Below are 22,951 nucleotides of genomic sequence, written 5' to 3' on the forward strand. Positions count from 1 at the left end.
CTGAAAAAACCACGGATTCACGAAGATATCAACTTGACACCCTTGCAAAAAGAGTATTTTTGAACGCAAAGGCACAAAGGGACAAAGAAACGCAGGAGAGAATCAACCGAATCAGCGCTCATCTGCGTGGGTCAGCGTCCTAATTTAACCTTTTTGCAGTAGAGCCTATCAACCTGCCTCTGGCAGTAAAACCTTGACACCTTTCACAGGAGAACAAACATGCTCAAAGTTGCGGTCATCGGCATGGGCAACATCGGCAACACCCATGCCTCCGTCTACAAAGAGGACAACCTGGCCGAGCTGGTCGCGGTCTGTGACATCATCCGAGAGCGGGCCGACAAGGCCGCGGAGCGGTTTGGCGTGCCCGCCTTCTACAGCGTGGACGACCTGCTGCGTAACGTGGAACTGGACGCGGTGAGCATCACCACGGCCGGGGTCGAAAATGGCAGTGACCACTACGAGCCTACCATGCAGTGCCTGGAGGCGGGGCTGCACGTGCTGGGGGAAAAGCCCATCTGCAATGACATTCAAAAGGCCCGGGAAATGGTCGCCAAGGCCGATGAGAAGGGCGTCTACTACGGTATCAACCTCAACCACCGCTTCGTCCCTCCCGCAGCCCGGGCCAAACAGTGGGTGGAGGAAGGCCGGCTGGGCCACCTGCTGCTCATGAACATGACCATGTGGATCGGCAACCCCAATGACACGTCGCCCTGGTTCCACATCCGCGCCCTGCACCCCCACTCCCTGGACATCATGCGCTACTTCTGCGGCGATGTGAAGCGGGTCCACGCCTTCTTCAACCGGGCGCCGGGCCGGGTCTGCTACTCCAACGTCCAGGTGAACCTGGAGTTCGTCAACGGCGTGGTGGGACACCTCACCGGCAGCTACGACGCCAACCCCCGCCACAACCTGGAACGCTGCGAGGTCATGGGCACGGAAGGCCGCTTCGTCCTGGACAACCTCTACGAGGAGCTGACCTTCTACCCCCGGCGCAGCGACGAGCTGACCGTCATCCGCAACAGCATCATGGGCGGCCTGAGCGGCTTCGGCGCCACCTTCACCAACCGCATCCACCGCTGGCTGGAACAGATCACCGCCGGCGTCCCCCGGGACCAGATCGAGGCTTCCGGCAAGGATGGCCTGGCCGTCCAGGAGATCATCGAGGCCGCCATCCGCTCCCACGAAAGCGGCCGGGCCGAAGAGGTGCCGGTGGTGAGTGAGCTGATTGGGTGATCAGGGGATTGGGTGGCTGCCACGGTCCAAAAGTACGGTGGCGGCGACACCCCCATTTCATGTTTCGCTCGCTCTATCTCATTCCTATGAACGTCATTCCCATGAACGAGGGGAAATCTTATGTTACGCGTCTGTGTGATTGGACTGGGCCCCATCGGCAACCGGCATGCCCGCATCTACCAGGAGGATCCCCTGGCCGAGTTGGTGGGGGTGTGTGACTGGGATCGGGAACGGGCCGACGCGGCGGCCGCCCGCTACGGCGTGCCAGCCTTCTACGACGTCCAGGAAATGCTGGAAGCCCTGCACCCGGACGTCTGCAGCGTGGCCACCGGCGGCCACGAGTACGGCAGCGAGCACTACCTGCCCACCATGCAGGCCCTGGAGTTCGGCTGCCACGTGCTGGGCGAAAAGCCCATCTCCAACGAAATCCACGAGGCAGAGGAGATGGTGGCCAAGGCCCGAGAAAAGGGCGTCTGCTACGGCATCAACCTCAACCACCGCTTCACCCCGGCGGCCCGCATCGCCAAGCAGTGGCAGGAAGAAGGGCGCATCGGCCATCTACTTTTCATCAACATGAGTATGTGGATCAAGAACCCGCGCGAAACCTCGCCCTGGTTCCAGATCAAGGCCCTCCACCCCCACACGGTGGACATCATGCGCTACTTCGGCGGCGACATCGAAGCCGTCCACTGCTTCGCCACTAAGGCCCCCGGCCGCCAGATCTGGTCCACCGCCACCTTCAACATGCGTTTCAAGAACGGCGCGGTGGGCACCCTGACCGGCAGCTACGACATCGAGCGGGGACACCCCATGGAACGCTGCGAAGTGGCCGGGGTCAAGGGCCGCTTCGTCATCGAAGACATGTACCGGGAAGTCACCCTCTACCCGGCCGGCGATCCCATCAAGCTGGTCTACACGAACCCCATCTTCGGCGGCATGCGGGACTTCGAGGACACCTTCCGCAACCGCATCCACCGCTTCCTGGAGCAGGTGAGCGAGGGGGTGGACCCCGAGGAGATCGACGGTTCCGGCGCCCAGGGGCTGGCCGCCCAAAAGGTCCTGGCCGCGGCCATCGAGTCGCTGCAGAACGAGACCGTCGTGTACGTCAAGTAGGAGTCCATTCAACAGACCCACGCCTAGCCAGGGCGAACGGACTACGGTGACCATGACCCGCTTCGTTGCGGACCTCCACATCCACTCCCACTACTCCCGGGCCACCAGCCGGGATCTAACCCTGGAGCACCTTGCCCGCTGGGCCCAGATGAAGGGCGTCCACGTGGTGGGCACAGGCGACATCGCGCATCCTGGCTGGCTGGCCGAGATCCGGGAGAAGTTGGAACCCGCCGAGGAGGGGCTCTTCCGCCTGAAACCAGAACTGGAGCAGGCTGTCCAGGCCCAGGTGCCGCCTGCCTGCCAGGCCCCGGTGCGCTTCCTGCTGGCCGGCGAGGTGAGCAACATCTACAAGAAAAACGGCCGGGTCCGCAAGCTCCATCACGTGCTCTTCCTGCCCGACCTGACAGCGGTGGAGAAGCTCCAGGCCCGGCTGGAACAGATCGGCAACATCCGCGCGGACGGCCGCCCCATCCTGGGGCTGGACTCCCGGGAACTGCTGGAGATCCTGCTGGAGACCGATCCCCGGGCCTACCTGATCCCGGCCCACATCTGGACCCCCTGGTTCTCCCTGCTGGGCTCCATGTCCGGCTTCGACTCGGTGGAGGAGTGCTTCGAGGATCTGACGCCCCACATCTTCGCCCTGGAGACGGGCCTCTCGTCGGATCCCCCCATGAACTGGCGGGTCTCCGCCCTGGACCGCTACACCCTGGTCTCCAACTCGGATGCCCACTCGCCCCAGAAGCTGGCCCGGGAAGCCAACCTCTTCAACACCGAGCTCTCCTACCCGGCCATCCACGCCGCGCTGAAGAGCGGCGATCCCGAGGCCTTCCTGGGGACGGTGGAGTTCTTCCCCGAAGAGGGGAAATACCACTTCGACGGCCACCGCAAGTGCGGCGTGCGCTGGCATCCCCGGGAGACCCGGGTCCACCAGGGCCTCTGTCCCGTCTGCCAGAAGCCGGTCACCGTGGGGGTGATGCACCGGGTGGAGAGCCTGGCCGACCGGCCGGAGGAGGATGTGAGCGCATCAGGGCGTCATCCCTTCCACCGCCTGATTCCCCTGCCAGAGCTCCTGGGCGAGATCCACCAGGTCGGCCCCGGCAGCAAGACGGTGCAGGCCGCGTACCAGGCCCTGCTGGCAACCCTGGGCCCCGAGCTGGAAATCCTGCTTCACCTGCCCCTGGACGCCATCCAACAGGCCGGGGGGCCCCTCCTGGCCGAGGGCATCCGACGCATGCGGGCCGGCCAGATCGCCAGCAACCCCGGCTTCGACGGGGAGTACGGCGTGATCCAGGTCTTTGCCGACGAAGATCCGGGCGCCGCGCCCCAGCTGGATCTCTTCGGGGAGATGGACGACGAAGCGTTGGCAGAGGCACCCGCCGGGCCACGGCACCCCTCGGGGCAGCAGGCGCCTCCATCCGACGACGCCCCGGCGGTTTCCCCGATGCCAGCCGTGGCAGAAGTGGAACAGGCGGCAGACGCAACGCTGGAGGGGACAGCAGAAACCAGGCCAGAGCACGCCGAGGATGCGCCCATCCATGCCTGGGAACAGCCTCTGCTCTTCGGCCAAACGGCGCCGCCCTCCGAGGCGCCGCGTCCCCCCGAGGGTGCAGCATCCCGGGTGGATGCCTGGCCACCCCTGGCCCACCTGAACGACGAACAACGCCGCGCCGTCCTCTGTGTCGACCGGCCCCTCCTGATCGTGGCCGGCCCCGGCACCGGCAAGACCCGCACCCTGACCTATCGCCTGGCCTACCTGATGGCCTGCCATGGCGTGCCGCCCGAGCAGATCCTGGCCATCACCTTCACCAACAAGGCGGCGGAGGAGATGGCCGAGCGGCTGGCCGCCCTGACCGATGCAGCCACCGCGGCCCGGGTGATGGTGCGCACCTTCCACGCCTTCGCGGCCTGGCTGTTGCGGGAACACGGCCAGCGCCGGGACCTGTCGGCGGACTTCGCCATCTGCCAGGAAGAGGAGCGGCTGGCCCTGCTGCGCCATGCCTGCCCCGGCCTGACCGAGGGGACCTGCCGGCAGACCCTCCGCCACATCTCCCAGGCCAAGAACGAGCTGTTGCCGCCGGGTGCGCCGTCGCTGGCCACCCGCTTCCCAGAGGTGGCCGACTTTCCCGCCCGCTACGCGGCCTATCAGGCCGCCCTGCGCCAGCATCATTTGATGGACTTCGACGATCTGCTGGGCGAGGCGGTGGCCCTGCTCCAGGAGGAGCCGACGGTGCGGCAGGCCCTGCAGCAGCGCTTCCGCTGGATCTCGGTGGACGAGTACCAGGACGTCAACCTGGCCCAGTACCGGCTCCTGCGCCTCCTGACCGGCGACGCGGATCCGTCCGCCGACGGGCGGCCCAACCTGTGCGCCATCGGCGACCCGGACCAGGCCATCTACGGCTTCCGGGGGGCGGACCGGGGCTATTTCCTGCGCTTCACCGAGGATTACCCGGACGCCCAGGTGCTCCAGCTCCGCCAGAACTATCGCTCCACCCAGTCCATTCTGGATGCAGCGCGCCAGGTCATCGCCCAGAGCGCGGGCCGGGAGGGCGATACCGTGCCCCTGGAGATCTGGTCCGAGTTCTTCGACGCCACCAGGCTGGAGATCTATCAGGCGCCTACCGACCGCGCCGAGGCCGAGTATGTGGTCCACCAGATCGAGCAGATGGTGGGCGGCACCAGCTACTTTTCTCTGGATTCAGGCCGGGTAGCGGGGACGGAAGAGGGGCGGCGCGCCTTCGCCGACTTCGCGGTGCTCTTCCGCACCCACGGCCAGGGCCGCCTCCTGGAGGAGGCCTTTGCCCGCTCCGGCATTCCGTACCAGGTGGTGGGGCGGCGTCCCCTGGCAGAGTACCGGGAGGTGCGCCAGGTGCTGGCCTACCTCTGGCTGTTGCGCAACCCGCGGAGCGCCTTTCACCTGGCCCGTCTCCTGGGGCTGGACCTGCCCCCGGCGGCGCTGGGGACGGTTCTTGCGTCCCTGCCTGGGCCCTTCTGGCAGCTTGCGGAGGATGCGGGGAAGCAGGTGGCGGCCGCGGTGGGCCTGGCCGGCCGGCCGGGGACGGCGTGGACGCGGCGCTGGCATCAGGTGTGCGCCCGCCTGCAGGAGCTGGAGGCATTGCAGGGGGAGGCGCCGCTGACCCGGCTGCTGGAATCCCTGAGCCAGGACCTGGAGGGCCTGGACGATGCCGGGCAGGAGCGGCTCCGGCAACTGATGCGCCGGGCCATCCCCTTCGGCCAGGATCTGAACGGCTTCCTGGAGGCCCTGTCCCTCCAGGGGGAGGCCGACACCTACGATCCCCGGGCCGACCGGGTCCCTCTGATGACCCTCCACGCGGCCAAGGGGCTGGAATTTCCGGTGGTCTTCATCGTGGGCTGTGAAGAGGGCCTCCTCCCCTACCGGCGGGGCGAGGAGTTGCGGGGGGACAAACCGGACGATGCAGCGGAGACAGCGGCCGGCGAGGAGGCAGATGTGGAAGAGGAACGCCGGCTCTTCTACGTGGGCCTGACCCGGGCGCGGGAAAAGCTGATCCTGACCCACGCGCGGCGGCGTCACCTCTACGGTCGGCGGATGGCCAACGAGCCTTCCCGCTTCCTGGCGGACATCGAGGAGACCCTGAAGGAAGTGAAAGAGATGGCCCAGCGCAAAACCCGGCCGGACGCCTCCCGGGCGCGACCAACGCTGGAGCAGTTGCGGCTGTTCGAGACGTGACAACGTGACAGGGTGGCAACGTGACAACGTGACAGGGTGATGAGTCAAGACAGGGTTACTGTATCACCTAATCACCCAATGATTGTCCTCCAAAGACGGGAGAAAGACGGATGAGTAGCCGAATCGGCATTGGCGTGATCAGCTTTGCCCATGGACATGCCCACGCCTACTGCCAGCGCATGCTGACCTATGACGACGTGAAACTGGTGGCCTGCTGGGACGATGACCCGGCCCGGGGGGAAGCGGCGGCGGCCAAGTATGGCATGACCTACTCGCCCCACCTGGAGGATCTCCTCCACAACCCCCAGATCCAGGGCGTCATCGTCACCTGCGAGACCCACCGCCATGCCGAGATGGTGCTGGCCGCTGCCGCCGCAGGGAAGGACATCCTCTGCCAGAAGCCCATGGCCCTCACCCTGGCCGACTGCGACCGCATGGCCGCGGCCGTGGAGCGGGCCGGGGTCAAGTTCATGATGGCCTTCCAGATGCGGCGGGATCCCTCCAACATCAAGATCAAAGAGGTGGTGGAGAGCGGCGTGCTGGGCCAGATCAGCGTGCTGCGCCGCCGCCACTGCATCCCGGTGCTCTTCAACCCGGACTTCGTCAACGGCCCCACCCGCTGGCACCTGGACCCGGAGAAGAACATGGGGATGTTCATGGACGATGCCTCCCACGCCACGGACTTCATCCACTGGATCCTGGGGCGGCCCGTGAGCGTCATGGCCGAAATCGGCAACACGGTCACCCAGGTGGCGCCGGACGACACGGGCGTGGCCATCTACCGCTTCGCCGGCGGCGCCATGGCCGTGCTGCTCAACTCGTCGGTGACCCTGGCCGGCGAGAACACCACGGAGATCTACGGCGACCAGGGGGTGCTGATCCAGAACCACGACGACGTGCCGTCCACCAACGGGCCGTTGCCGCCCCACCCCATCGCGCTCAAGCTCTACACCCGGGAACAACCCCGCTGGCAAGATCTGGGCATTCCCATTCCGGCCAGCCACGGCGAACGCATCGCGGCCGTCCCCCGGGCCTTCGTGGACTGCCTGCGCCACGACACCCCGCCCGACGTCACCGCGGAAGATGGCCGGGTCTCGGTGGAGATGGTGCTGGGTGCCTACCAGTCGGCCCGGGAGGGACGGCGGGTGACGTTTCCGCTGTGATACAGGCGAGGCCGGGCGAGCCTTGGACCGATGATTGAAATCATCGGCTGGCACACCCCAAGTGCGTTGAAACGCACTCAACGGGACGGATGACGCCCGGCTTGAAATTGAATGTACAATTCCACACAATTCTAGTCCACACAATTCTAGAGGAGTTTAGACGACACCATGGCAACACGTCCACGCAGCAGACGCAGACCGCCAAACATTATCCTGATGGGCATCGATTCGTTGCGTCGGGACCACATGAGCTGCTACGGCTACCATCGGCTGACCACGCCCCACATTGACCGCTTCGCCCAGGAGAGCACCCTCTTCGAGCAGACCTTCAGCGCGCACATCCCCACCACCAGCGCCTACGCTTCCATGCTCACGGGCATGGACGTCTTCACCACCCAGGTGGTGGCCCTGCGCCACAAAGGCCCCCTGCGCCCCGAGGTGAGCACCCTGGCCGAGATCCTGCGGGAAGAGGGCTACAACACCACCTGCGTGGGTTTCAGCGGCAACCCCTCGTCCCGGGGCTTTGACAATTACCTAGACTATGCCGGCTGGGGCAGCTGGAATGAAGGCCGCAGCCCCAAGGCCCAGAACCTCAACGAGGTGGCCATCCCCGAGCTGGAGCGGCTGGCCCGCAAGCGCAAGCCTTTCTTCCTCTTCCTGCGCCACATGGATCCCCACGCGCCCTACCTGCCGCCGGAGCCCTTCGAGCGCATGTTCTACCACGGCAACGAATGCGACCCGAAGAACAAGTCCATGGAGCCGGTGATGGCCTTCAAGCCCTTCCGGGACTTCTTCGCCAGCTGGATGCCGCCGGGCATCACCGACAAGGACTACGTCATCGCCCAGTACGACGGCGCCATCGCCTACATGGACGCGGCCATCCGCTCCATCTTCACCGCCATCACCAGCCTGGGCCTGGACGACAACACCATCGTGGTCATCAACGGCGACCACGGCGAAACCCTCTACGAGCATGAATGCTACTTCGACCACCACGGCCTCTACGATCCCACCCTGGTGGTGCCCCTGATCATCCGCTACCCGGGCCACCTGCCCGCAGGCAAGCGGGTGCGAGGCTACAACCAGCACAAGGACCTGGTGCCCACCCTGCTGGAGCTGGCCAACATCCAGCGGGACGACATCCAGTTCGACGGCCGCAGTCTGCTGCCCATGGTGCGGGGCGAGGTGCCTTCCCACGAGAGCGAAATCTACCTGACCGAGTGCACCTGGATGCGCAAGCATGGCTGGCGCACCCCCGAGTGGAAGCTCATCGTGGCCCTGGAGCCGGACTTCCACTTCAAGCCGGAGGTGGAGCTCTACAACCTGGTGGAAGACCCCGAGGAGAACCACAACCTGGCCGAAAGCGAACCCGGGGTGGTGGCCATGCTCAAGGAGCGGATGGAAGCCTGGATCGCGAAGCGAGAAGCCGAGACCGGCCTGCCCAACCCCATCCTCAACCAGCCGGGCTGGCACGGCCGGGAAGGCATCGACTACTTCACCAGCTCCCAGCAGGCCTACGACACCCTGCACATCGGCGACCCGGCCCAGGCCGCGCGGCTCCAGTCCCGTTCACGCGAGTAATATTGGGTCATTGGATGGTTCGGTGATTGGAGGACTGGGCGATACCCCATCACCGAATCACCCAATGACCAAATGACCCAATCACCCAATGAGGCCTCCCATGATCATCGACAGCCATTCCCATGCCTGGCCCCGCTGGCCCTACCAGCCGCCGGTACCCGACTTCGAGTCCCGGGGGCGGGTGGAACAACTGCTGTATGAAATGGACCAGGCCGGGGTCGATCAGGCCGTCATCGTCTGCGCCCGCATCGACCACAACCCGGACAACAACGACTACGTGGCCGAACAGGTCCAGCGCTACCCCGACCGCCTGCACCAGTTCGCCGACGTGGACTGCTCCTGGTGGCCCACCTACCACACGCCGGGGGCGGCTGACCGCCTGCGCGAGGCCGCCGACCGCTGGCCCATCAAGGGATTCACCCACTACCTCAAGGCCGACGACGACGGCGCCTGGCTCTATTCGGACGAGGGGCTGGCCTTCTTCGAAGTGGCGGCCCAGCGTCGCCTCATCGCCAGCATCGCCTGCCGGCCCCAGCATCAGCCGGCCATCCGCCGGGTCGCGGCCGCCTTTCCCACTCTGCCCATCCTCATCCATCACCTGGGCGGGGTGCGCCAGGACGAAGCGCCGCCCAGGCCCCTGCTGCAGGAGGTGCTGGAGTCGGCCCGGTATCCCAACATCTACCTGAAGTTCTCCGGCTTTGCCTACGTGGCCACGGTCCAGTGGGATTTCCCCTACTGGGAGACCCACCCGGTGATCCGTCCGCTGTACGAGCACTACGGGCCGCGGCGCATGTGCTGGGGGTCGGACTACCCGGTGGTGCGCAAATTCATGACCTACCGCCAGGCGTTGGAAGCCTTCCGCACCCACTGCACCTTCGTGCCGGAGGAAGAAAAGCCGTGGATCCTGGGCCAAAATCTGGCCCACCTGCTGGAGACGGGCCAGGTGCCCCACTAGTAAATCCCGGCAGAAATTCGCCGACAGTATCCACCAGGGGTAATGCCGCCGAATTTCTGCCGTGGTATTTACGCCAGACTGTAGTAGAGAGGAAAACAACCATGTCGCTCATCACCATCATCGGCCGCGGCCATTCGGGTACCCGGGCCATCTCCCATACCCTCTACGCCAGCGGCGTCTACATGGGCGCGTGCCTCAACCGCTCGGGTGACCTGGTCCCGCCCCAGGACATGTACGAAGCCTGTCGGGTGCTGGCCCGCCACGTCCGCTGGCAGGGCGATCTCTCCTGGGACTTCAGCCAGCTCCACACCATGGAGATCCCAGAGGAGTTTCGTCGCCTGATTGAATCCTACCTCTCCAGCGTGCTGGCCGAGCACGCCCGTCACCCCGACGCGCCCAAGGGCTGGAAGATCCCGGAGACGACCCTGGTCTACCCCTGGATCCGCCGCCTGTTCCCCGACATCAAATACATCTTCTGGATCCGGGATCCCCGGGACTGCATCCTGAACCGGCACCTCACCGACGACCTGCGGGATTTCGGCATTCAGTATCCCGAGACGGACGACCTGCGCCTGCGCCGGGCCATCTCGTGGAAATACCAGTACGACCTGGTGAAGGCCACCCCCCGGCCGGAAAACTGGATCGAGGTGCGCTTCGAGGACTTCGTCCTGCGCCAGGAGGAGACGCTGCAGCGGCTGGAGGAGTACCTGGGCATCCCCCTGGCCCGCATCCCCGTCCGCCCAGACGCGGTGGGCCGCTGGCGACAGGACGAGGGCGTTCACGACTTCGACTTCTTCAGGCCAGCCCTGGAGGAGTACGGCTACGAGCACGCCTGATCCCTCCGAGGCGCCATGCCGGCCAACGTCCTGCTCATCCACGCCGACCAGCACCGCTACGACTGTGTGGCGGCCAACGGCCACCCGCTGCTCCAGACGCCGAACCTGGACCGGCTGGCCCGGGAAGGGGTGAACTTCACCCACGCCTTCTGTCCCATCCCGGTCTGCATGCCGGCTCGGGTCTCCCTGGTCACGGGGCAGTGGCCGGCCCGGCATGGCTGCATTGCCAACGCCGACACCGAGCCGCTCTGGCCCTCCCTGGAAGGCGTCCCCACCCTCAACGGGCTGTTCAAGGCGGCGGGCTATTACGTGGGCCACGTGGGGAAGTGGCATGTCCATCCGCATAAGCCACCCACTGCCTTCGGCTGCGACGACTACATCCCCGAGGGCGAATACGGCCGCTGGCGGGAAGCCCAGGGGCTGCCACCGCGCCCCCGGCGGAACAGTTGGTTCGGCGAGGTAGATCCCTACATCACGCCGGCCCAATCCCGCCTGACCTGGGGTGCTGATGCCACCATCGGGCTGCTGCGCCGGGCGGCCAACCAGGGCAGGCCGTTCTTCATCCGCTGGGACCCGGCCGAGCCCCACCTGCCCAACGTGGTGCCGGAGCCCTACGCCAGCCTCTACCCGCCCGCGGCCATCGCCCCCTGGCCCAGCTACCCGGATCCGCTGGTGGGCAAGCCCTACATCCAGCGGAAGCAGCGGGAGACCTGGGGCGTGGCGAGCTGGACGTGGCAGGAGTGGGCGCCCGTGGTGGCCCGCTACCTGGGGGAGATTACCCTGTTGGATCATCAGGTCGGGCGGGTGCTGGATGCCCTGGACGAGTTGGGCCTGGCCGAGGAAACCCTGGTCGTCTACAGCGCGGACCACGGCGACCTCTGTGGCGGTCATGGCATGGTGGACAAGCACTTCGTCATGTACGAGGAGCTGGTGCGGGTGCCCCTCCTCCTGCGCTGGCCCCGGCGGCTCCCGGCTGGCCGCGTCTGTGATGCCTTCGTCTCGTCGGCCCTGGACCTGGCCGTGACCTTCTGCCGGGCAGCCGGGCTCCAGGTGCCGGAGACCTTCGCGGGCCAGGATCTGCTCCCCCTGGCCCGGGGAGAGGCGGACGAAGCGCGGACCGACATCTTCGCCACCTACCACGGCAACCAGTTCGGTCTCTACAGCCAGCGGATGGTGCGGGATCGGCGCTGGAAGTACGTCTGGAACGCGACGGCCGAGGATGAGCTCTACGACCTGGAGGCGGATCCGGGGGAGATCCACAACCGGGCCGCCGATCCGGCCTGTCGCCAGGAGCTGGCCCGGCTACGGGGTCGACTGCTGGCGTGGATGGAAGCCACCGGGGATCGACTCCTCAACCCGTGGACCCGGCGCCAGCTGGTGGGCAGCGGCATCTGAAGAAAGGAGGTGGCGGGGATGCCTGCGGAACTGATTGCCCCTGCGAGAGAGACGGTGGCCTTCCGCCAGGTGGAGCGGCTGCCCCTGGGGAACGGCCAGGTGCGGGTGCGCAGCCTGTACGGCGCGGCCAAACATGGCACCGAAATGGCCCTCTTCAAGGGCTATGCCAACAGCCGGGGACGCTATGATCCGGCGTGGCAGGTGTTCATGCCCGACGAGCCGGGCGTCCGCTATCCCGTAGCCCTGGGCAACATGTGCGTGGGCGAAGTCATCGAGGTGGGCCCGGGCGTCACCCGCCTGCAGGTGGGCGACCGGGTCTTCCACTACGGGCCCTTCCGCACCGAGCACGTCTGGCCGGAGACGGTCCGGGTGTTGCCAGAGGGCGTGCCCTGGCAGGCCGCCGTCTGCCTGGATCCGGCTGACTTTGCCCTGGGCGCGGTGCGGGACGGGCACGTGCGCATTGGGGACGCGGTGGCCGTCTTCGGGTTGGGGGCCATCGGGCTGATGGCCGTGCAACTGGCCAAACGGGCCGGCGCGTATCCCGTCATTGCCATCGATCCCATCCCCCTGCGCCGGGAAGTGGCCCAAAGCTTGGGCGCGGACCTGACGCTGGATCCCACAGCCTGCGATGCCGGCCTGGAGATCCGGCGGGCCACCGGTCGCCGGGGCGCGGATGTGTGCATCGAATACAGCGGCAGTCATCTGGCCCTGCAGGCGGCCCTGCGGGGCGTGGCGTACCTGGGCACGGTGGTCGCCGGCGCCTGGCCGGGCAGCTATCCGGCTGGCCTGGACCTGGGGGCGGAGGCCCACATGAATCGCCCCCGGATCATCTTCTCCCGTGCCTGCAGCGAACCCAACCCGGACCATCCCAACTGGGACGAAGGCCGACTGATGGAGGTGGCCTGGCGGCTGTTGTCCACGGGCGCACTCCAGGCCGAGGCCATCGTCCAGCCGGTGGTGCCCTTCTCGGTTCTACTGGAGGCGTATCCGAAAATCGCCACCGAGCCGGAACGAACCATCAAACTGGGCGTCGTCTTCGACGACAAAGAATGACACTGAAAAGAATGACATTGAAAGGAGAAAGATGGTGAAACTTGGCGCAAATTCTGTGCTGTTCGGCGGCTACGACATGGAAACCGCCTTCAAATACCTGGCCCTGGCCGGCTACGATGGCATTGAGATCTCGGCCATCGAGCGCATGAGCGAGCACCTGGTGCTGGAGCGCTGGCGGGAACTGGCGCCCCAAATCAAGGAGCTCTCCCAGCGCTATGGGCTGGAGTTGTTGGCCATGGAGCAGCCTTCCCGGGACAAGGCCAAAATGGAGCAGGCCATGCAGGCCGCGGTGGAGATCGGCATTCCCATCATCAACTGTGGGCCTGGCGGCAAGACGGACGACGAGGCCAGCCTGCAGCAGACCATCGACGAGCTGGGGGAGCTGGCCCTGATGGCCGAACGCTACGGCGTGACCCTCTGCGTCAAAGCCCACGTGGGCGCCAGCGTCTACAACACCCCCACCACCCTCAAGGTCATGGAGGCCATCTCCTCGCCCGCCTTCGGCATCGACATGGATCCCTCCCACATCTACCGGGCGGGTGAAGATCCGGTGGAAGCCATCGCCGCGGTCATTTCCCGGGTCAAGCACGTCCACATCCGGGACTGCAAGGGGCGACAGCAGGGGCCGGGCAAGCCGGAGATGCAGGTCAACGGCCGGGGGGACATTGACCTGGTAGGCTACATTCGCGTTCTACACGAAAACGGTTACACCGGGCCGCTGAATCTGGAGATCATCGGCGCCAAGGAATATCCCCTGGAGCACTGCTGCATCATGGCAGCGGAAGCCCGGGGCCACATGCAGGCCTGCCTGCAGGCTTGCGGCGCGCGCTGACAACCGCTCGCATGGGGGCGGCGTCGTGCGTGGGACGTGAACGGCTGCCTGGCCCGTTGCTCGACGCCTCATGCACGACGCTATCCCCTTTCCGGCCCGCCTTCACGGGTAGATCTGGGTGACGATGGGGAGTTCCCCCTGGAGCGCTTCGACAAAGCGAATCTCCCGGTGGCCCGGTGTCCAACGGTATTGATACCAGGTATTGTGCATCCGGTCGTACACAAAGAGGGTGCCATCGGAGATATCCCGGAAGACTTCGCTGTCGAAGCGCCTCCCCAACGCTTCCACCGAGTCAAAGGCCTTGATCACCCTGCTCATCTCTGCCATTCCTCCATCCCGATTTATGCCGTCGCCGTAAAACCACCCTGGCGCACCGCGTGGGCAAAGCGCTCCAGGTCCAGCTCCAGGCCGAAGCCCGGCGCGGCAGGGACGTGGACCTGCCCCTCCTCCACCACGTAGGCGGATGCATCCAGCCCGGGCGTGCTGGCCTCGTCCCACTCCACAAAGGCAAAGCGCTCCACGGCAGCGGCCAGGTGGGTGGAGACATGGTTGCCCACGTGGCCGCCGTAGTGGTGGGGCGCGGTGTAGACGCCCCATTCGTCCAGTTGCCTCGCCAGGGCCAGCCAGCGGGTAAATCCATAGCTGAAAATGTCGTACTGCACCACATCCACCACCCCCTCGCGCGCCCATGCCAACAGGCTGGGCGATGCCTGCCCTTCGCCGTCGGCGATCCGCACCGACAAGCCCTGGGCCGCCATCCACTCTCTGAGATCCCGGTAGAGCACGACATCCTCGTGGAAGGCTTCCTCCAGCCAGAAGATGTCCGCGTCCCTGGTCTCCAGCAGCACCCGCTTGGCCAGGTTCAAATTGTAGCCGTTGTTGGCATCCAGCATCAAGGGGCAGTTCGGCCCGACGGTCGCGCGCACCGCGTGGACCACTGCGATATCCCGGCGGATCCCCTCTTCCAGGGGCATGTGGCGGGCGCCCCGTCCCACCTTGATCTTGAAGGCCCGATGGCCCCGGGCATAACCCTCCCGAGCTTCCTGGGCCAGCAGTTCGGCCGCGGCCTGGGTGTCGGCCAGGTGCAGATCGTCGAAATAGAGGGAGGTGTCGTAGCAACGGACCTGGAACGGGGCGGTGGGCGCCGGGCGGCCTACGGACCGGGCAGCCAACGCATAAACGGGCCGGTTCTCTCGCCGGGCGGCCAGGTCCCAGAGGGGCAGGTCGAAGGCCAGCCCCGGTCCTTTCGCCCCTGCCGTGGGCGAAAACAGGTCATCAAGCCGCCTGCCCACGATTTGGCGGGCATCCTCCAGAGAGGCCCGGCAGCGGCCAAAGCCCCATGTACCATCCTCGGCCACAAGCCGTGCCAGGGGGACAGAGACGATCTCACCGTGGGCGCCCAGCCGGGCGTTGCTGCCGGCATGGCGGGGCCGGCGCCCTTCCAGCGTTGTCCACTCCACGGCGATGATCCGAGGGTTATCCATGGCTTGCTCCTTTATCGTCCATGCCTCATTCCCGGGCAAACTGGGATTCGACCGGCGGCTGGTAGGTGACGGCCAGGTGGGGCGTCTCCAGCCGTTGCCCCCCCTGCACGCGAGAGGTGAGGCAGCTCTCCAACACGCCGCTGACCAGCAGGGTTCGTTCCGCGGGATAGGGTGCGCGTCCGGTCAGGAGCATCTCCTCGATCTTGGCCACCAGGCAGGCGGAGTAGCTCACGTTGGGGCCCGGCGTCAGGAAGAACTGGGTGGACTGGGGCTCGGAGACGCCCTTCAGCCGCGCGGCGAAGCAGAAGTCCTTGACCGCGCCGTTGAGCATCAGGAGAGTGGCCCGCAGGCCGTCGTTGTACTCGATGAAGTAAGCAGCGGGATTTTCTACCAGGCGATAGAGCTCGCCGCTGCCCAGCAGATCCTGGGTGCGGCCGTCCTCCTCGGTGAGCCCCCGGGGGGAGTCGCTGCGGGAGAGGGCAGATTCCAGCAGTTCGTGGGACCAACGTCCCGCTTCCCCGGCCTGCCAGACGGCATCGCCTTCCAGAAGCTGGACCGCGCGCACGCCGGTCTCGCCGCCCTGGCGGCGTTCCACCATGCACTGCAGGGCCTCCAGGGCATGGTAGTCCATGGGGTCGGAGCCGCCCACCCCCACCACGAGCGCCTCCTCGATCTCACAGCCCAGGGGCAGTTCCAACGGAGGCAGGCGCCAGGTCACGGGCAAGGAGGAACCGGCCAGCAGCGGGAAGCCCAGGCGGTGGGCATCCGCCACCATCTCCTGGGCTTTGGCGAAGCTGTAGGAGAGGTGCTTGTCGTTGTAGATGGGCACGGCCCGGCCATCCTCCTGGAAAACCTGGATACATTCCTTGAAAAACTCATAGCGGGGGTAGAGGATCTGCCCCTTTTCGTTGCGGGGATAGTCGCCGTGTTCGGCCATAATCAGGACAGCATCCACGGCCAGGCGGTCGCCGCCGCAGCGCAGGGCCTGGGCGATTGTGGGATAAATCTCGAAGCCGAACTCCCGGGCCCGATCCAGGCTCTGGTCGTTGACCGGCTGTTGGTCCACATAGAGGGAGACCACCCGGGTGTTGGGGCGGTGCCAGCGGCCCTGATGGGGATAGCCGACCATGAAGCGGTCGCAAAAGTGCTGGGCGTGGGAACGGTAGCGGTAGACGGTGGCGACGACGGCCAGACGCAGGGGTGGTGTATGGGCAGGCATGGGACACTCCTCAAGATTGCCAGTCAGGTTTGCCAGAAGGTGGAAGCCGGATTGGGCTGATAGGTGACGGCCAGGTGGGGCGTCTCCACCCGGCGGCCCAGGTGGAGACTATCCACGCCGGCTTCCGTCAGGCCGCCGGTCAACAGGGTGCGCTCCACCGGGTAGGTGGGCCGGCCGGTCAGGAACATCTGCTCGATGTTATTCACCAGGGGCGAGAAGAAGTTGGCCAGGGTGGTGCGATCCGGCGGCATGGGCAGATACATCTGGCACGAGAAGGGGCGGTCGTAGCCGGCCACGTGGGCAGCGAAGTTGAAGTCCTTGACCAGGCCGTTCATGAGGATCATGGTGCACTTGAGGCCGTCGTTGTGCTGATAGTGGTAGGCGATGGGATCCTGCACCAGCTCCCGCATCTCATCCAGGGTGGGGAAGATATGGTTGAAGCCGGCCCGGGCTGGCGTCAGGGTATGGCTGCGGCAGAGCGCGGCCTCGAACAGCTCCCGAGACCAGACCCGCTGGTGGTGGGCTTCCCAGAAGGCATCGCCCCGGTAGGCCTGGAGCCAGGCGACGCCCGTCTCACCGCCGGCCCGGCGTTCCACCATGCACTGGATGGTCTCCAAGCCGTGGAAGTCGTAGCTGTCCACCCCGCCGTAGCAGACGCAGAGGGCCTCGTCCACCTGGGCGCCCAGGGGCATTTCCAGGGAAGGGATGCGCCAGGTCACCGGGAGGGAGGAGCCGGCCATGAGGGCGAAGCCCATTTGCTGCGCGGTGTCGACCATCTCCCTGGCCCACGCCCACTTCCAGGAAAGGTGTTTGTCGTTGAAGATGGGTGCGGTCTTGCCGGTGGTACGATAGATGGCGACGATCTGGCGAAAGAGCTCATAGCGGGGGTAGAGGCGCTGGCCCTTCTCGTTGCGGGGATAGTCGCCATGCTCACCGATGAGCAGGACGCCGTCCACAACCAGGTCGTCGCCGCCCAGGGTCAGGGCATCGGCCACGGTGGGGTAGATTTTCAGGTGGGGAAAGCGGCGGGCCCGCTCGTGGCTCAAGTCATCCTCCCGCACCTGGTCCACGTAGAGGGAGACCAGGTCCATGGGGGGGCGATGGTGGCGGCCGTTCCAGCCGTAGCCTTCCAGAAAACGGTCCACAATGTGTTGGGCATGGGAGTACTTGTGGTAGATGGTGCATATGGCCGCGATCTTGGGGCGCTGGGGCATGGGTCACTTCCTTGATCGGATGGAGATGAAAACAGGAGAAAACACTGGCGGTTGACACAGATCACGCCCATGATATACTGCAGGCTATGAACATTCGACTATTGGATGCACATATCCGGGCGATTCAGGATTATTTTGCAGAACAACCTGATGTAGAATTGGCATATCTATTCGGTTCCTATGCCCGCAACGATGCTGGCCCCCTGTCCGATGTGGATGTGGCCGTATTGTTGCCCAGGCATCTGGACCGGAAAAATCGCTTTCGCATGCGCCTGGACATAGGGTTTGACTTGATCCGTCTATTGGGAAGGGAGGAAGTGGATCTTGTTATCCTAAATGAAGCTCCCCTTGCTCTACAATATCACGTGCTGCGGGATGGTCGACTTCTTTTCTGTCGAGATGAGAACATACGAATTCAATTTGAAGCCGCCACAGTGACACGTTATCTGGACTTCCAGCCTGTCCTGGAGCGACACAACCAGGCCATTCTGCGCCAGGCTCGAAATGGAGAACTCTTCCGTGGATCTAACTCCTATCACGCAGCGTTTGAGCGTCATCGCCACGGCGTTGGCGGCGCTTCGAGAAATCCAAAAGTTATCACGTGAAGAATTCGTAGCGGACTACTTCTTCCATACAGCGGCGGAACGCAGTCTACAGGTGGCCATCCAGGCTGCCCTCGACGTCGGAAGCATCCTCTTGGCGGCACACTCCCGAAAGGTCCCCAATACATATGCAGAGATCTTCCCCGCCCTGAGCGAGATTGGAGTACTTCCCCCTGAACACGCGCAAAAATTGGTTAACATGGCAAAATTGCGCAACGTTCTGGTCCACATGTATCTCGAAGTCGATTTGGGGCTCCCTACTCCACCAATGCCTGATAGACAGCCGTCCGCACTTCCCGCTGCACTGGGTAGTAGCTGGAGGGCATGATCTGGGTCATGAAGACGATGATCAGGTCCTCCTGGGGATCGATCCAGAAGCGGGTGGCTGCGGCACCACCCCATCCGTAGGCCCCTGGCGACCCCGGCGCCGCCGAGGCAGCCACATCCACCAGCACACTCACCCCCAGGCCAAAGCCATAGCCATGCTGAGGCGCCACATCTGTCCCGATGGGTATCAAGGCGGGCGGCAGGTGGTTCAGGGTCATCAGCTCCACCGTCTTGCGCCCCAGGAGCCGCACGCCATCCAGAACGCCGCCGTTCAACAACATCTGGCAGAAACGCAAATAGTCCCCAATGGTGGAAACCAGGCCCCCGCCGCCGGAAAGCATGGATGGCGGCCGCCGGAATCGATCCTGTTGGGGCCCATCCAGAGGCTTCAGGGGCAGGTCGGACGGCAGCCGGGCCACATCGACACCGAGCCCCATGCCCTCCAGCACGCTGTATAACACGGCCAGACGGTGGTGCTTCTCCTCGGGCACATAGAAGTCCGTGTCCTCCATACCCAGGGGCTTAAAAATGTGTTGATGGAAGAACGTATCCAGCGCCTCCCCAGACACCACCTCCACCAGACGCCCCAGCACATCGGTGGCGAAGCTGTAGCGCCAGGCTGTACCCGGGTGGAACAGAAGGGGCAATTCAGCCAGCTTTTCCACCAGCTCAGCCAGGGAACCCTCCATCCGGTTGGGGAGGGCCTGTCGATAGAGCTCGTCCACCGGTGAGTCCTGGTACCAGCCATAGCTCAGGCCGGACGTGTGCCGCATGAGATCCTGAATGGTGGGCGGTCGCTCTGGCGGCACCAGACGGAAGCCGTTGGTGCGGCTGCCGGCGTAGACCTGGACCGATTCAAACTCGGGCAGGTATTTGGCGATGGGATCTTCCAGCAAAAAATGGCCGTCCTCGAACAACATCAGGGCGGCCACTGTGGTGATGGGCTTGGTCATGGAGTAGATGCGGAAGATGGTATCCTCCGCCATGGGGATGCCGGCTTCCTTATCCTGGTAGCCGTGGGTGCTGAACTGGGCAACCTGCCCCCGGCGATAGACCAGGTTGAGGGCACCGGCCAGGCGCCCCCGCTCCACATAGCGGTCCAACAGGCGGCTAACGCGCGCCAGCCGCTGGGCAGAGAAGCCCACTCGCTCTGGTGCCACAACGTCCGCAATTGCCATGAATGATGCTCCTTCAGCCAAAAAAAAAAACAGAAAAAAGAAGTATTCTTGTTTCCCTATCACGCAAGGGGGCGTGACCTGTGTTTGCCAGGGTTGACAACCTTGGGTGCCCCTGGACCCGCTGCATCCCTGATGGAACCCCTGCCGGGCACAGGCGCCTTTAGCGAGATGCCCAGTATCGATCCAGGCGCGCCTGGATCTCGGCGGACGCCCAAGCCAGGGCCTCCTCAGGCGAACGGACGCCATAAATGGCGTCCTCCGCCATTCGACGCAGGATCTGCTCCACCTCGGGCTGCACAGGCGTAACAGGCACATGGACATCCTGGGCCATGATGGCGAGGAAGTCCGACCAGTAGGGGTTTCCGGCCCCCGTGGCTGGGTCTTCGTTGCAAGCCTTCAGAGGGGAGGGCCGCTTCTGCTGCTGCAGGAACCAGCAGGCGCCGTCCCGCTCCACCGTGAGCCACTTGAGCAGGGCCCAGGACCATTCCGGGTGGCGGACGTTGCGGGGAACGGCATAGCCCCACCCGCCATAGGCGACGCCCCGATTGGTGCTGGCCGAGGGGCCTCGAGGCAAGGCTGTGACGATCAGATCTTGGGCTAAATGGGGCGCGTAGGTCTGAATCTTGTGGTATTCCCAGGTCCCGGCGACCATCATGGCCTCGTAGTCATGATAGAACGGGCCGTCCTCCCAGTCGCCCGTCCGGCGATAGAAGGCCTCTACCCGCGCCACACCGCCGTTGATGGAATTGGTAAAATCGACCATCCAGCGAAGTGTTTCGATCCCCTCGGGTCCGTCGAAGGTGACCGTGCGCAGATCATCGCTGATCCAGGTGCCACCATTGGCATAGAGCCAGGTGAGAAAGGCCCCGGGCTGGCCGTGGACATCCAGGACGTTCAGGCCGATGCGCTCCAGGGCGCCCCGCCTGAACTGGGTCAGAGAACGACAGGCGGCTCCCAGCTGGGCCCACGTGGTGGGGGGATGCTCCGGATTCAGGCCAGCCCGCCGGAACCAGGGGGCATTGATCCAGAGCATCTTGCTGCCGGCAGCTGTGGGCATCGGCAGCATCCAGGTCTGATTTTGATAACGGGTCCCGGCGATTTCGGCTGCGTAGAAAAGCTCCGGAGAGACGCCATCCTGTTCCATCCAGGAGTCCAGGGGCAAGAGGGCCTGCGCTTCCACCAGCGCGGGCACATCTTGACGCCCGATCATGGTCACATCGGGCGGATCTCCTGCATCGACGGCATCCAGGAGGGTAGCCAGCCGCTGGGGCCAGGGCAGCAAGGTCATTTCCACCTGAACACAGGGATGACGTTCTTCAAAGCGCCGGATCTGCTCCTCCATGAGGGGCAGACGACTGCCGCCCCAGTGGTGCCAGAGGCGGAGGGTGACCACCTCGGCGCATGGGTTGGTGTCAAGCGCTGTCGGAGAGCCGGCATCTCCCACGCGGGTGTTGGCCACCGTCGCCCCTGGCGATTTGTCCCGGAAAGCAGGCCCGCAACTGGCGGCCAGCCAGGCGACAAGCAACAAGATTCCCCACCAGGCCATGCCTCGGCGCATGGTCGTGTACTCCTCATGGATACCAAATAGGGCCATCACAAACTTCAGGGATCCGCAGCCGTCCTGGGGACCTGGGACTGGCCACCCCACGCAGCAACCCATGGTCGGACCGCGCACGCGGGTGCCCTAAGTATACATGAAGTGGGCGGTAGCGGTACAATATGCTGTTTTAATTTTTTACTTTTTTCGCCCCCTTGACAAACTCCCCTTTTTGTAATATCTTTTGATAAAGCGCATTATCAACCTTGCACTGACTCCCTATCGACTTTCCCAGCGGTCAATTTTCGATTCCGTTGCAACAAGTAGCGCCATGAGCCACTCTGTGAAACGGCGGCCGCGCCAGGCCGATGTGGCCCGATTGGCTGGCGTATCGCCCACCACCGTCTCGCTGGTCCTCAACAATCGCGTCGGCGGCAATGTGCGCATCCGCCCGGAAACCCGCCAGCGGGTCCTGGATGCCGTCGCCCGGCTGGGCTATGTGGCCGATCCCGCCGCCCGGAGCCTGGCCGGCGGCCAGAACCGTCTCCTGGGCGTCTTCACCTTTGAAGCCATCTTCCCTATCCAACAACGGGATTTCTATTACCCCTTCCTGGTAGGGATCGAGCGGGAGGCCGGCCGGCTGGGCTACGACCTGCTGCTCTTCACCAGCAGCACCGGCACCGATGGCAAACGCCGCCTCTACCAGCGAGGAAACAACCGCCTGCGCATGGCCGACGGTGCCGTGCTGCTGGGCAATGAAGAAAACAAACAGGAACTCAGCCGCCTGCTGGCCGAGGGCTACCCCTTTGTCTTCGTGGGGCGACGAGAGGTGCCCGGCGGCGAGCTCTCCTATGTGGCTGCCGACTACACCACGGCGACCGCCCAGGTGCTGGCCCACTTCTTCGCCCACGGCCATCGTCGAGTGGCCTACCTGGCCCATCCCATAGAGACCGAGTCCATGGCGGACCGGCGGGCGGGCTACCGCCTGGCCCATCGCGAGGCCGGCCTGGAGCCAGATCCCAACCTGCTGTTTCAACGTCCCTCGGCCGAAATCACTGCCGCCTGGCTTCATACGCTACGAGCCCAGGGAATCACCGGCATGGTGACCGAGATGGGTGAGCACGTCCCGGCCCTGATGGCTGCCATCCACGCCGCCGGTTGGTCCCTCCCCGGGGACTTCTCCCTGGCCTTTCTGGGAGACCCACACCTGAACGACGACCACGACGACCTCCCCCGAGACTGTACTACCTTCACCATCCCCCGGGAAGAGATGGGCATCCAGGCTGTGCGTCTCCTGACCCAAATGTTGAGCAACCCCGAGGGGGGAGGGCCGCGACGGCTCACCCTGCCGTGTCGCTTCGTGCCCGGCAGCACCGTGGGGCCCCCGCCCCCGTTGCCGAACCCGTGAACGGCAACACGGATGGACCGTAGCCTCGGATGCCATCTGTCTCCGCCTGTCCCAAGGGTTCCCCTCTGCGGTTGTCGTCTTGTCGGCCGTTTTTCCATCCCAACAGGAGTCCAGA

The 22,951-nt window shown here is 65.0% G+C and carries 19 protein-coding genes; 13 read left to right on the forward strand and 6 right to left on the reverse strand.

What is annotated here, in order from left to right:
• Window positions 1-219 precede the first annotated feature (219 nt).
• The 10 genes from FKZ61_RS16190 to FKZ61_RS16235 all read left to right on the forward strand — a co-directional run bounded on the left by FKZ61_RS16190 (window position 220) and on the right by FKZ61_RS16235 (window position 13,867).
• The gene (locus FKZ61_RS16190; RefSeq protein WP_141611173.1) at window positions 220-1,233 is read left to right on the forward strand and encodes a Gfo/Idh/MocA family protein; all 1,014 of its coding nucleotides are present in this window, start codon (window positions 220-222) and stop codon (window positions 1,231-1,233) included.
• Between the two features lie 120 nt (window positions 1,234-1,353).
• Entirely contained in the window at window positions 1,354-2,346 is a 993-nt protein-coding gene (locus FKZ61_RS16195) for a Gfo/Idh/MocA family protein (RefSeq protein WP_141611174.1), read from the forward strand.
• 52 nt (window positions 2,347-2,398) lie between these two features.
• Window positions 2,399-6,052 (forward strand): UvrD-helicase domain-containing protein, encoded by a 3,654-nt coding sequence (locus FKZ61_RS16200; RefSeq protein WP_141611175.1) that lies wholly within the window; start codon window positions 2,399-2,401, stop codon window positions 6,050-6,052.
• Between the two features lie 110 nt (window positions 6,053-6,162).
• Window positions 6,163-7,215 carry a Gfo/Idh/MocA family protein gene (locus FKZ61_RS16205; RefSeq protein ID WP_141611176.1) on the forward strand — a complete coding sequence of 351 codons (1,053 nt, stop codon included), beginning with the start codon at window positions 6,163-6,165 and terminating at the stop codon, window positions 7,213-7,215.
• Window positions 7,216-7,383: 168 nt separating this feature from the next.
• Window positions 7,384-8,796 (forward strand): sulfatase family protein, encoded by a 1,413-nt coding sequence (locus tag FKZ61_RS16210; RefSeq protein WP_141611177.1) that lies wholly within the window; start codon window positions 7,384-7,386, stop codon window positions 8,794-8,796.
• Window positions 8,797-8,896: 100 nt separating this feature from the next.
• Window positions 8,897-9,751 carry an amidohydrolase family protein gene (locus FKZ61_RS16215; RefSeq protein WP_170199837.1) on the forward strand — a complete coding sequence of 285 codons (855 nt, stop codon included), beginning with the start codon at window positions 8,897-8,899 and terminating at the stop codon, window positions 9,749-9,751.
• Window positions 9,752-9,852: 101 nt separating this feature from the next.
• Window positions 9,853-10,587, forward strand: coding sequence for a sulfotransferase family protein (locus tag FKZ61_RS16220; protein ID WP_141611179.1), 735 nt, complete (start codon window positions 9,853-9,855; stop codon window positions 10,585-10,587).
• A gap of 15 nt (window positions 10,588-10,602) precedes the next feature.
• Window positions 10,603-11,982 carry a sulfatase-like hydrolase/transferase gene (locus FKZ61_RS16225; protein ID WP_141611180.1) on the forward strand — a complete coding sequence of 460 codons (1,380 nt, stop codon included), beginning with the start codon at window positions 10,603-10,605 and terminating at the stop codon, window positions 11,980-11,982.
• An 18-nt stretch (window positions 11,983-12,000) separates the two neighbouring features.
• Window positions 12,001-13,035 (forward strand): zinc-dependent alcohol dehydrogenase, encoded by a 1,035-nt coding sequence (locus FKZ61_RS16230; RefSeq protein WP_141611181.1) that lies wholly within the window; start codon window positions 12,001-12,003, stop codon window positions 13,033-13,035.
• 31 nt (window positions 13,036-13,066) lie between these two features.
• A complete protein-coding gene (locus FKZ61_RS16235; RefSeq protein ID WP_407659935.1) occupies window positions 13,067-13,867 on the forward strand; it encodes a sugar phosphate isomerase/epimerase family protein in 801 nt (266 codons plus the stop codon).
• A gap of 102 nt (window positions 13,868-13,969) precedes the next feature.
• On the opposite strand, the gene FKZ61_RS16240 is transcribed toward FKZ61_RS16235, so the two are convergent.
• Genes FKZ61_RS16240 through FKZ61_RS16255 form a run of 4 tightly spaced genes read right to left on the reverse strand, consistent with a single transcriptional unit; the run spans window position 13,970 to window position 17,784 of the window.
• Complete coding sequence (locus FKZ61_RS16240; protein ID WP_141611183.1) at window positions 13,970-14,185, reverse strand: hypothetical protein; 216 nt, start codon at window positions 14,183-14,185, stop codon at window positions 13,970-13,972.
• A 23-nt stretch (window positions 14,186-14,208) separates the two neighbouring features.
• Complete coding sequence (locus FKZ61_RS16245) at window positions 14,209-15,351, reverse strand: enolase C-terminal domain-like protein (protein WP_141611184.1); 1,143 nt, start codon at window positions 15,349-15,351, stop codon at window positions 14,209-14,211.
• A gap of 25 nt (window positions 15,352-15,376) precedes the next feature.
• Window positions 15,377-16,570: a hypothetical protein gene (locus FKZ61_RS16250; RefSeq protein WP_141611185.1), complete on the reverse strand. Its 1,194-nt coding sequence runs from the start codon at window positions 16,568-16,570 to the stop codon at window positions 15,377-15,379.
• A 23-nt stretch (window positions 16,571-16,593) separates the two neighbouring features.
• Window positions 16,594-17,784 carry a hypothetical protein gene (locus tag FKZ61_RS16255; RefSeq protein WP_141611186.1) on the reverse strand — a complete coding sequence of 397 codons (1,191 nt, stop codon included), beginning with the start codon at window positions 17,782-17,784 and terminating at the stop codon, window positions 16,594-16,596.
• An 86-nt stretch (window positions 17,785-17,870) separates the two neighbouring features.
• Between FKZ61_RS16255 and mntA the strand changes: the two genes are divergently transcribed.
• Entirely contained in the window at window positions 17,871-18,389 is a 519-nt protein-coding gene (gene mntA / locus FKZ61_RS16260; protein ID WP_141611187.1) for a type VII toxin-antitoxin system MntA family adenylyltransferase antitoxin, read from the forward strand.
• Window positions 18,289-18,714 carry a type VII toxin-antitoxin system HepT family RNase toxin gene (gene hepT / locus FKZ61_RS24485; protein ID WP_141611188.1) on the forward strand — a complete coding sequence of 142 codons (426 nt, stop codon included), beginning with the start codon at window positions 18,289-18,291 and terminating at the stop codon, window positions 18,712-18,714. Before mntA ends, hepT begins: the two co-directional genes overlap by 101 nt.
• Here hepT and FKZ61_RS16265 read toward each other — a convergent pair.
• Together FKZ61_RS16265 and FKZ61_RS16270 are read right to left on the reverse strand one after the other, a co-directional pair.
• Complete coding sequence (locus FKZ61_RS16265; RefSeq protein WP_141611189.1) at window positions 18,644-19,891, reverse strand: serine hydrolase domain-containing protein; 1,248 nt, start codon at window positions 19,889-19,891, stop codon at window positions 18,644-18,646. The two genes, hepT and FKZ61_RS16265, sit on opposite strands and share 71 nt — an antisense overlap.
• A 160-nt stretch (window positions 19,892-20,051) precedes the next feature.
• Window positions 20,052-21,449 (reverse strand): ABC transporter substrate-binding protein, encoded by a 1,398-nt coding sequence (locus tag FKZ61_RS16270; RefSeq protein WP_170199841.1) that lies wholly within the window; start codon window positions 21,447-21,449, stop codon window positions 20,052-20,054.
• A 310-nt stretch (window positions 21,450-21,759) separates the two neighbouring features.
• Here FKZ61_RS16270 and FKZ61_RS16275 point away from each other — a divergent pair, with 310 nt between their 5' ends.
• Window positions 21,760-22,836 (forward strand): LacI family DNA-binding transcriptional regulator, encoded by a 1,077-nt coding sequence (locus FKZ61_RS16275; RefSeq protein ID WP_141611191.1) that lies wholly within the window; start codon window positions 21,760-21,762, stop codon window positions 22,834-22,836.
• The last annotated feature ends 115 nt before the right edge of the window (window positions 22,837-22,951 follow it).

It is taken from the genome of Litorilinea aerophila (assembly GCF_006569185.2).
GTDB classification, from domain to species: Bacteria; Chloroflexota; Anaerolineae; order Caldilineales; family Caldilineaceae; genus Litorilinea; species Litorilinea aerophila.

Bases quoted from the DNA above. Each gene is read 5' to 3' on its own strand.
- FKZ61_RS16190 (WP_141611173.1), top strand. From the start codon at position 220: ATGCTCAAAGTTGCGGTCATCGGCATGGGCAACATCGGCAACACCCAT.
- FKZ61_RS16195 (WP_141611174.1), top strand. From the start codon at position 1,354: ATGTTACGCGTCTGTGTGATTGGACTGGGCCCCATCGGCAACCGGCAT.
- FKZ61_RS16200 (WP_141611175.1), top strand. From the start codon at position 2,399: ATGACCCGCTTCGTTGCGGACCTCCACATCCACTCCCACTACTCCCGG.
- FKZ61_RS16205 (WP_141611176.1), top strand. From the start codon at position 6,163: ATGAGTAGCCGAATCGGCATTGGCGTGATCAGCTTTGCCCATGGACAT.
- FKZ61_RS16210 (WP_141611177.1), top strand. From the start codon at position 7,384: ATGGCAACACGTCCACGCAGCAGACGCAGACCGCCAAACATTATCCTG.
- FKZ61_RS16215 (WP_170199837.1), top strand. From the start codon at position 8,897: ATGATCATCGACAGCCATTCCCATGCCTGGCCCCGCTGGCCCTACCAG.
- FKZ61_RS16220 (WP_141611179.1), top strand. From the start codon at position 9,853: ATGTCGCTCATCACCATCATCGGCCGCGGCCATTCGGGTACCCGGGCC.
- FKZ61_RS16225 (WP_141611180.1), top strand. From the start codon at position 10,603: ATGCCGGCCAACGTCCTGCTCATCCACGCCGACCAGCACCGCTACGAC.
- FKZ61_RS16230 (WP_141611181.1), top strand. From the start codon at position 12,001: ATGCCTGCGGAACTGATTGCCCCTGCGAGAGAGACGGTGGCCTTCCGC.
- FKZ61_RS16235 (WP_407659935.1), top strand. From the start codon at position 13,067: ATGGTGAAACTTGGCGCAAATTCTGTGCTGTTCGGCGGCTACGACATG.
- FKZ61_RS16240 (WP_141611183.1), bottom strand. From the start codon at position 14,185: ATGAGCAGGGTGATCAAGGCCTTTGACTCGGTGGAAGCGTTGGGGAGG.
- FKZ61_RS16245 (WP_141611184.1), bottom strand. From the start codon at position 15,351: ATGGATAACCCTCGGATCATCGCCGTGGAGTGGACAACGCTGGAAGGG.
- FKZ61_RS16250 (WP_141611185.1), bottom strand. From the start codon at position 16,570: ATGCCTGCCCATACACCACCCCTGCGTCTGGCCGTCGTCGCCACCGTC.
- FKZ61_RS16255 (WP_141611186.1), bottom strand. From the start codon at position 17,784: ATGCCCCAGCGCCCCAAGATCGCGGCCATATGCACCATCTACCACAAG.
- mntA (WP_141611187.1), top strand. From the start codon at position 17,871: ATGAACATTCGACTATTGGATGCACATATCCGGGCGATTCAGGATTAT.
- hepT (WP_141611188.1), top strand. From the start codon at position 18,289: ATGGAGAACTCTTCCGTGGATCTAACTCCTATCACGCAGCGTTTGAGC.
- FKZ61_RS16265 (WP_141611189.1), bottom strand. From the start codon at position 19,891: ATGGCAATTGCGGACGTTGTGGCACCAGAGCGAGTGGGCTTCTCTGCC.
- FKZ61_RS16270 (WP_170199841.1), bottom strand. From the start codon at position 21,449: ATGCGCCGAGGCATGGCCTGGTGGGGAATCTTGTTGCTTGTCGCCTGG.
- FKZ61_RS16275 (WP_141611191.1), top strand. From the start codon at position 21,760: ATGAGCCACTCTGTGAAACGGCGGCCGCGCCAGGCCGATGTGGCCCGA.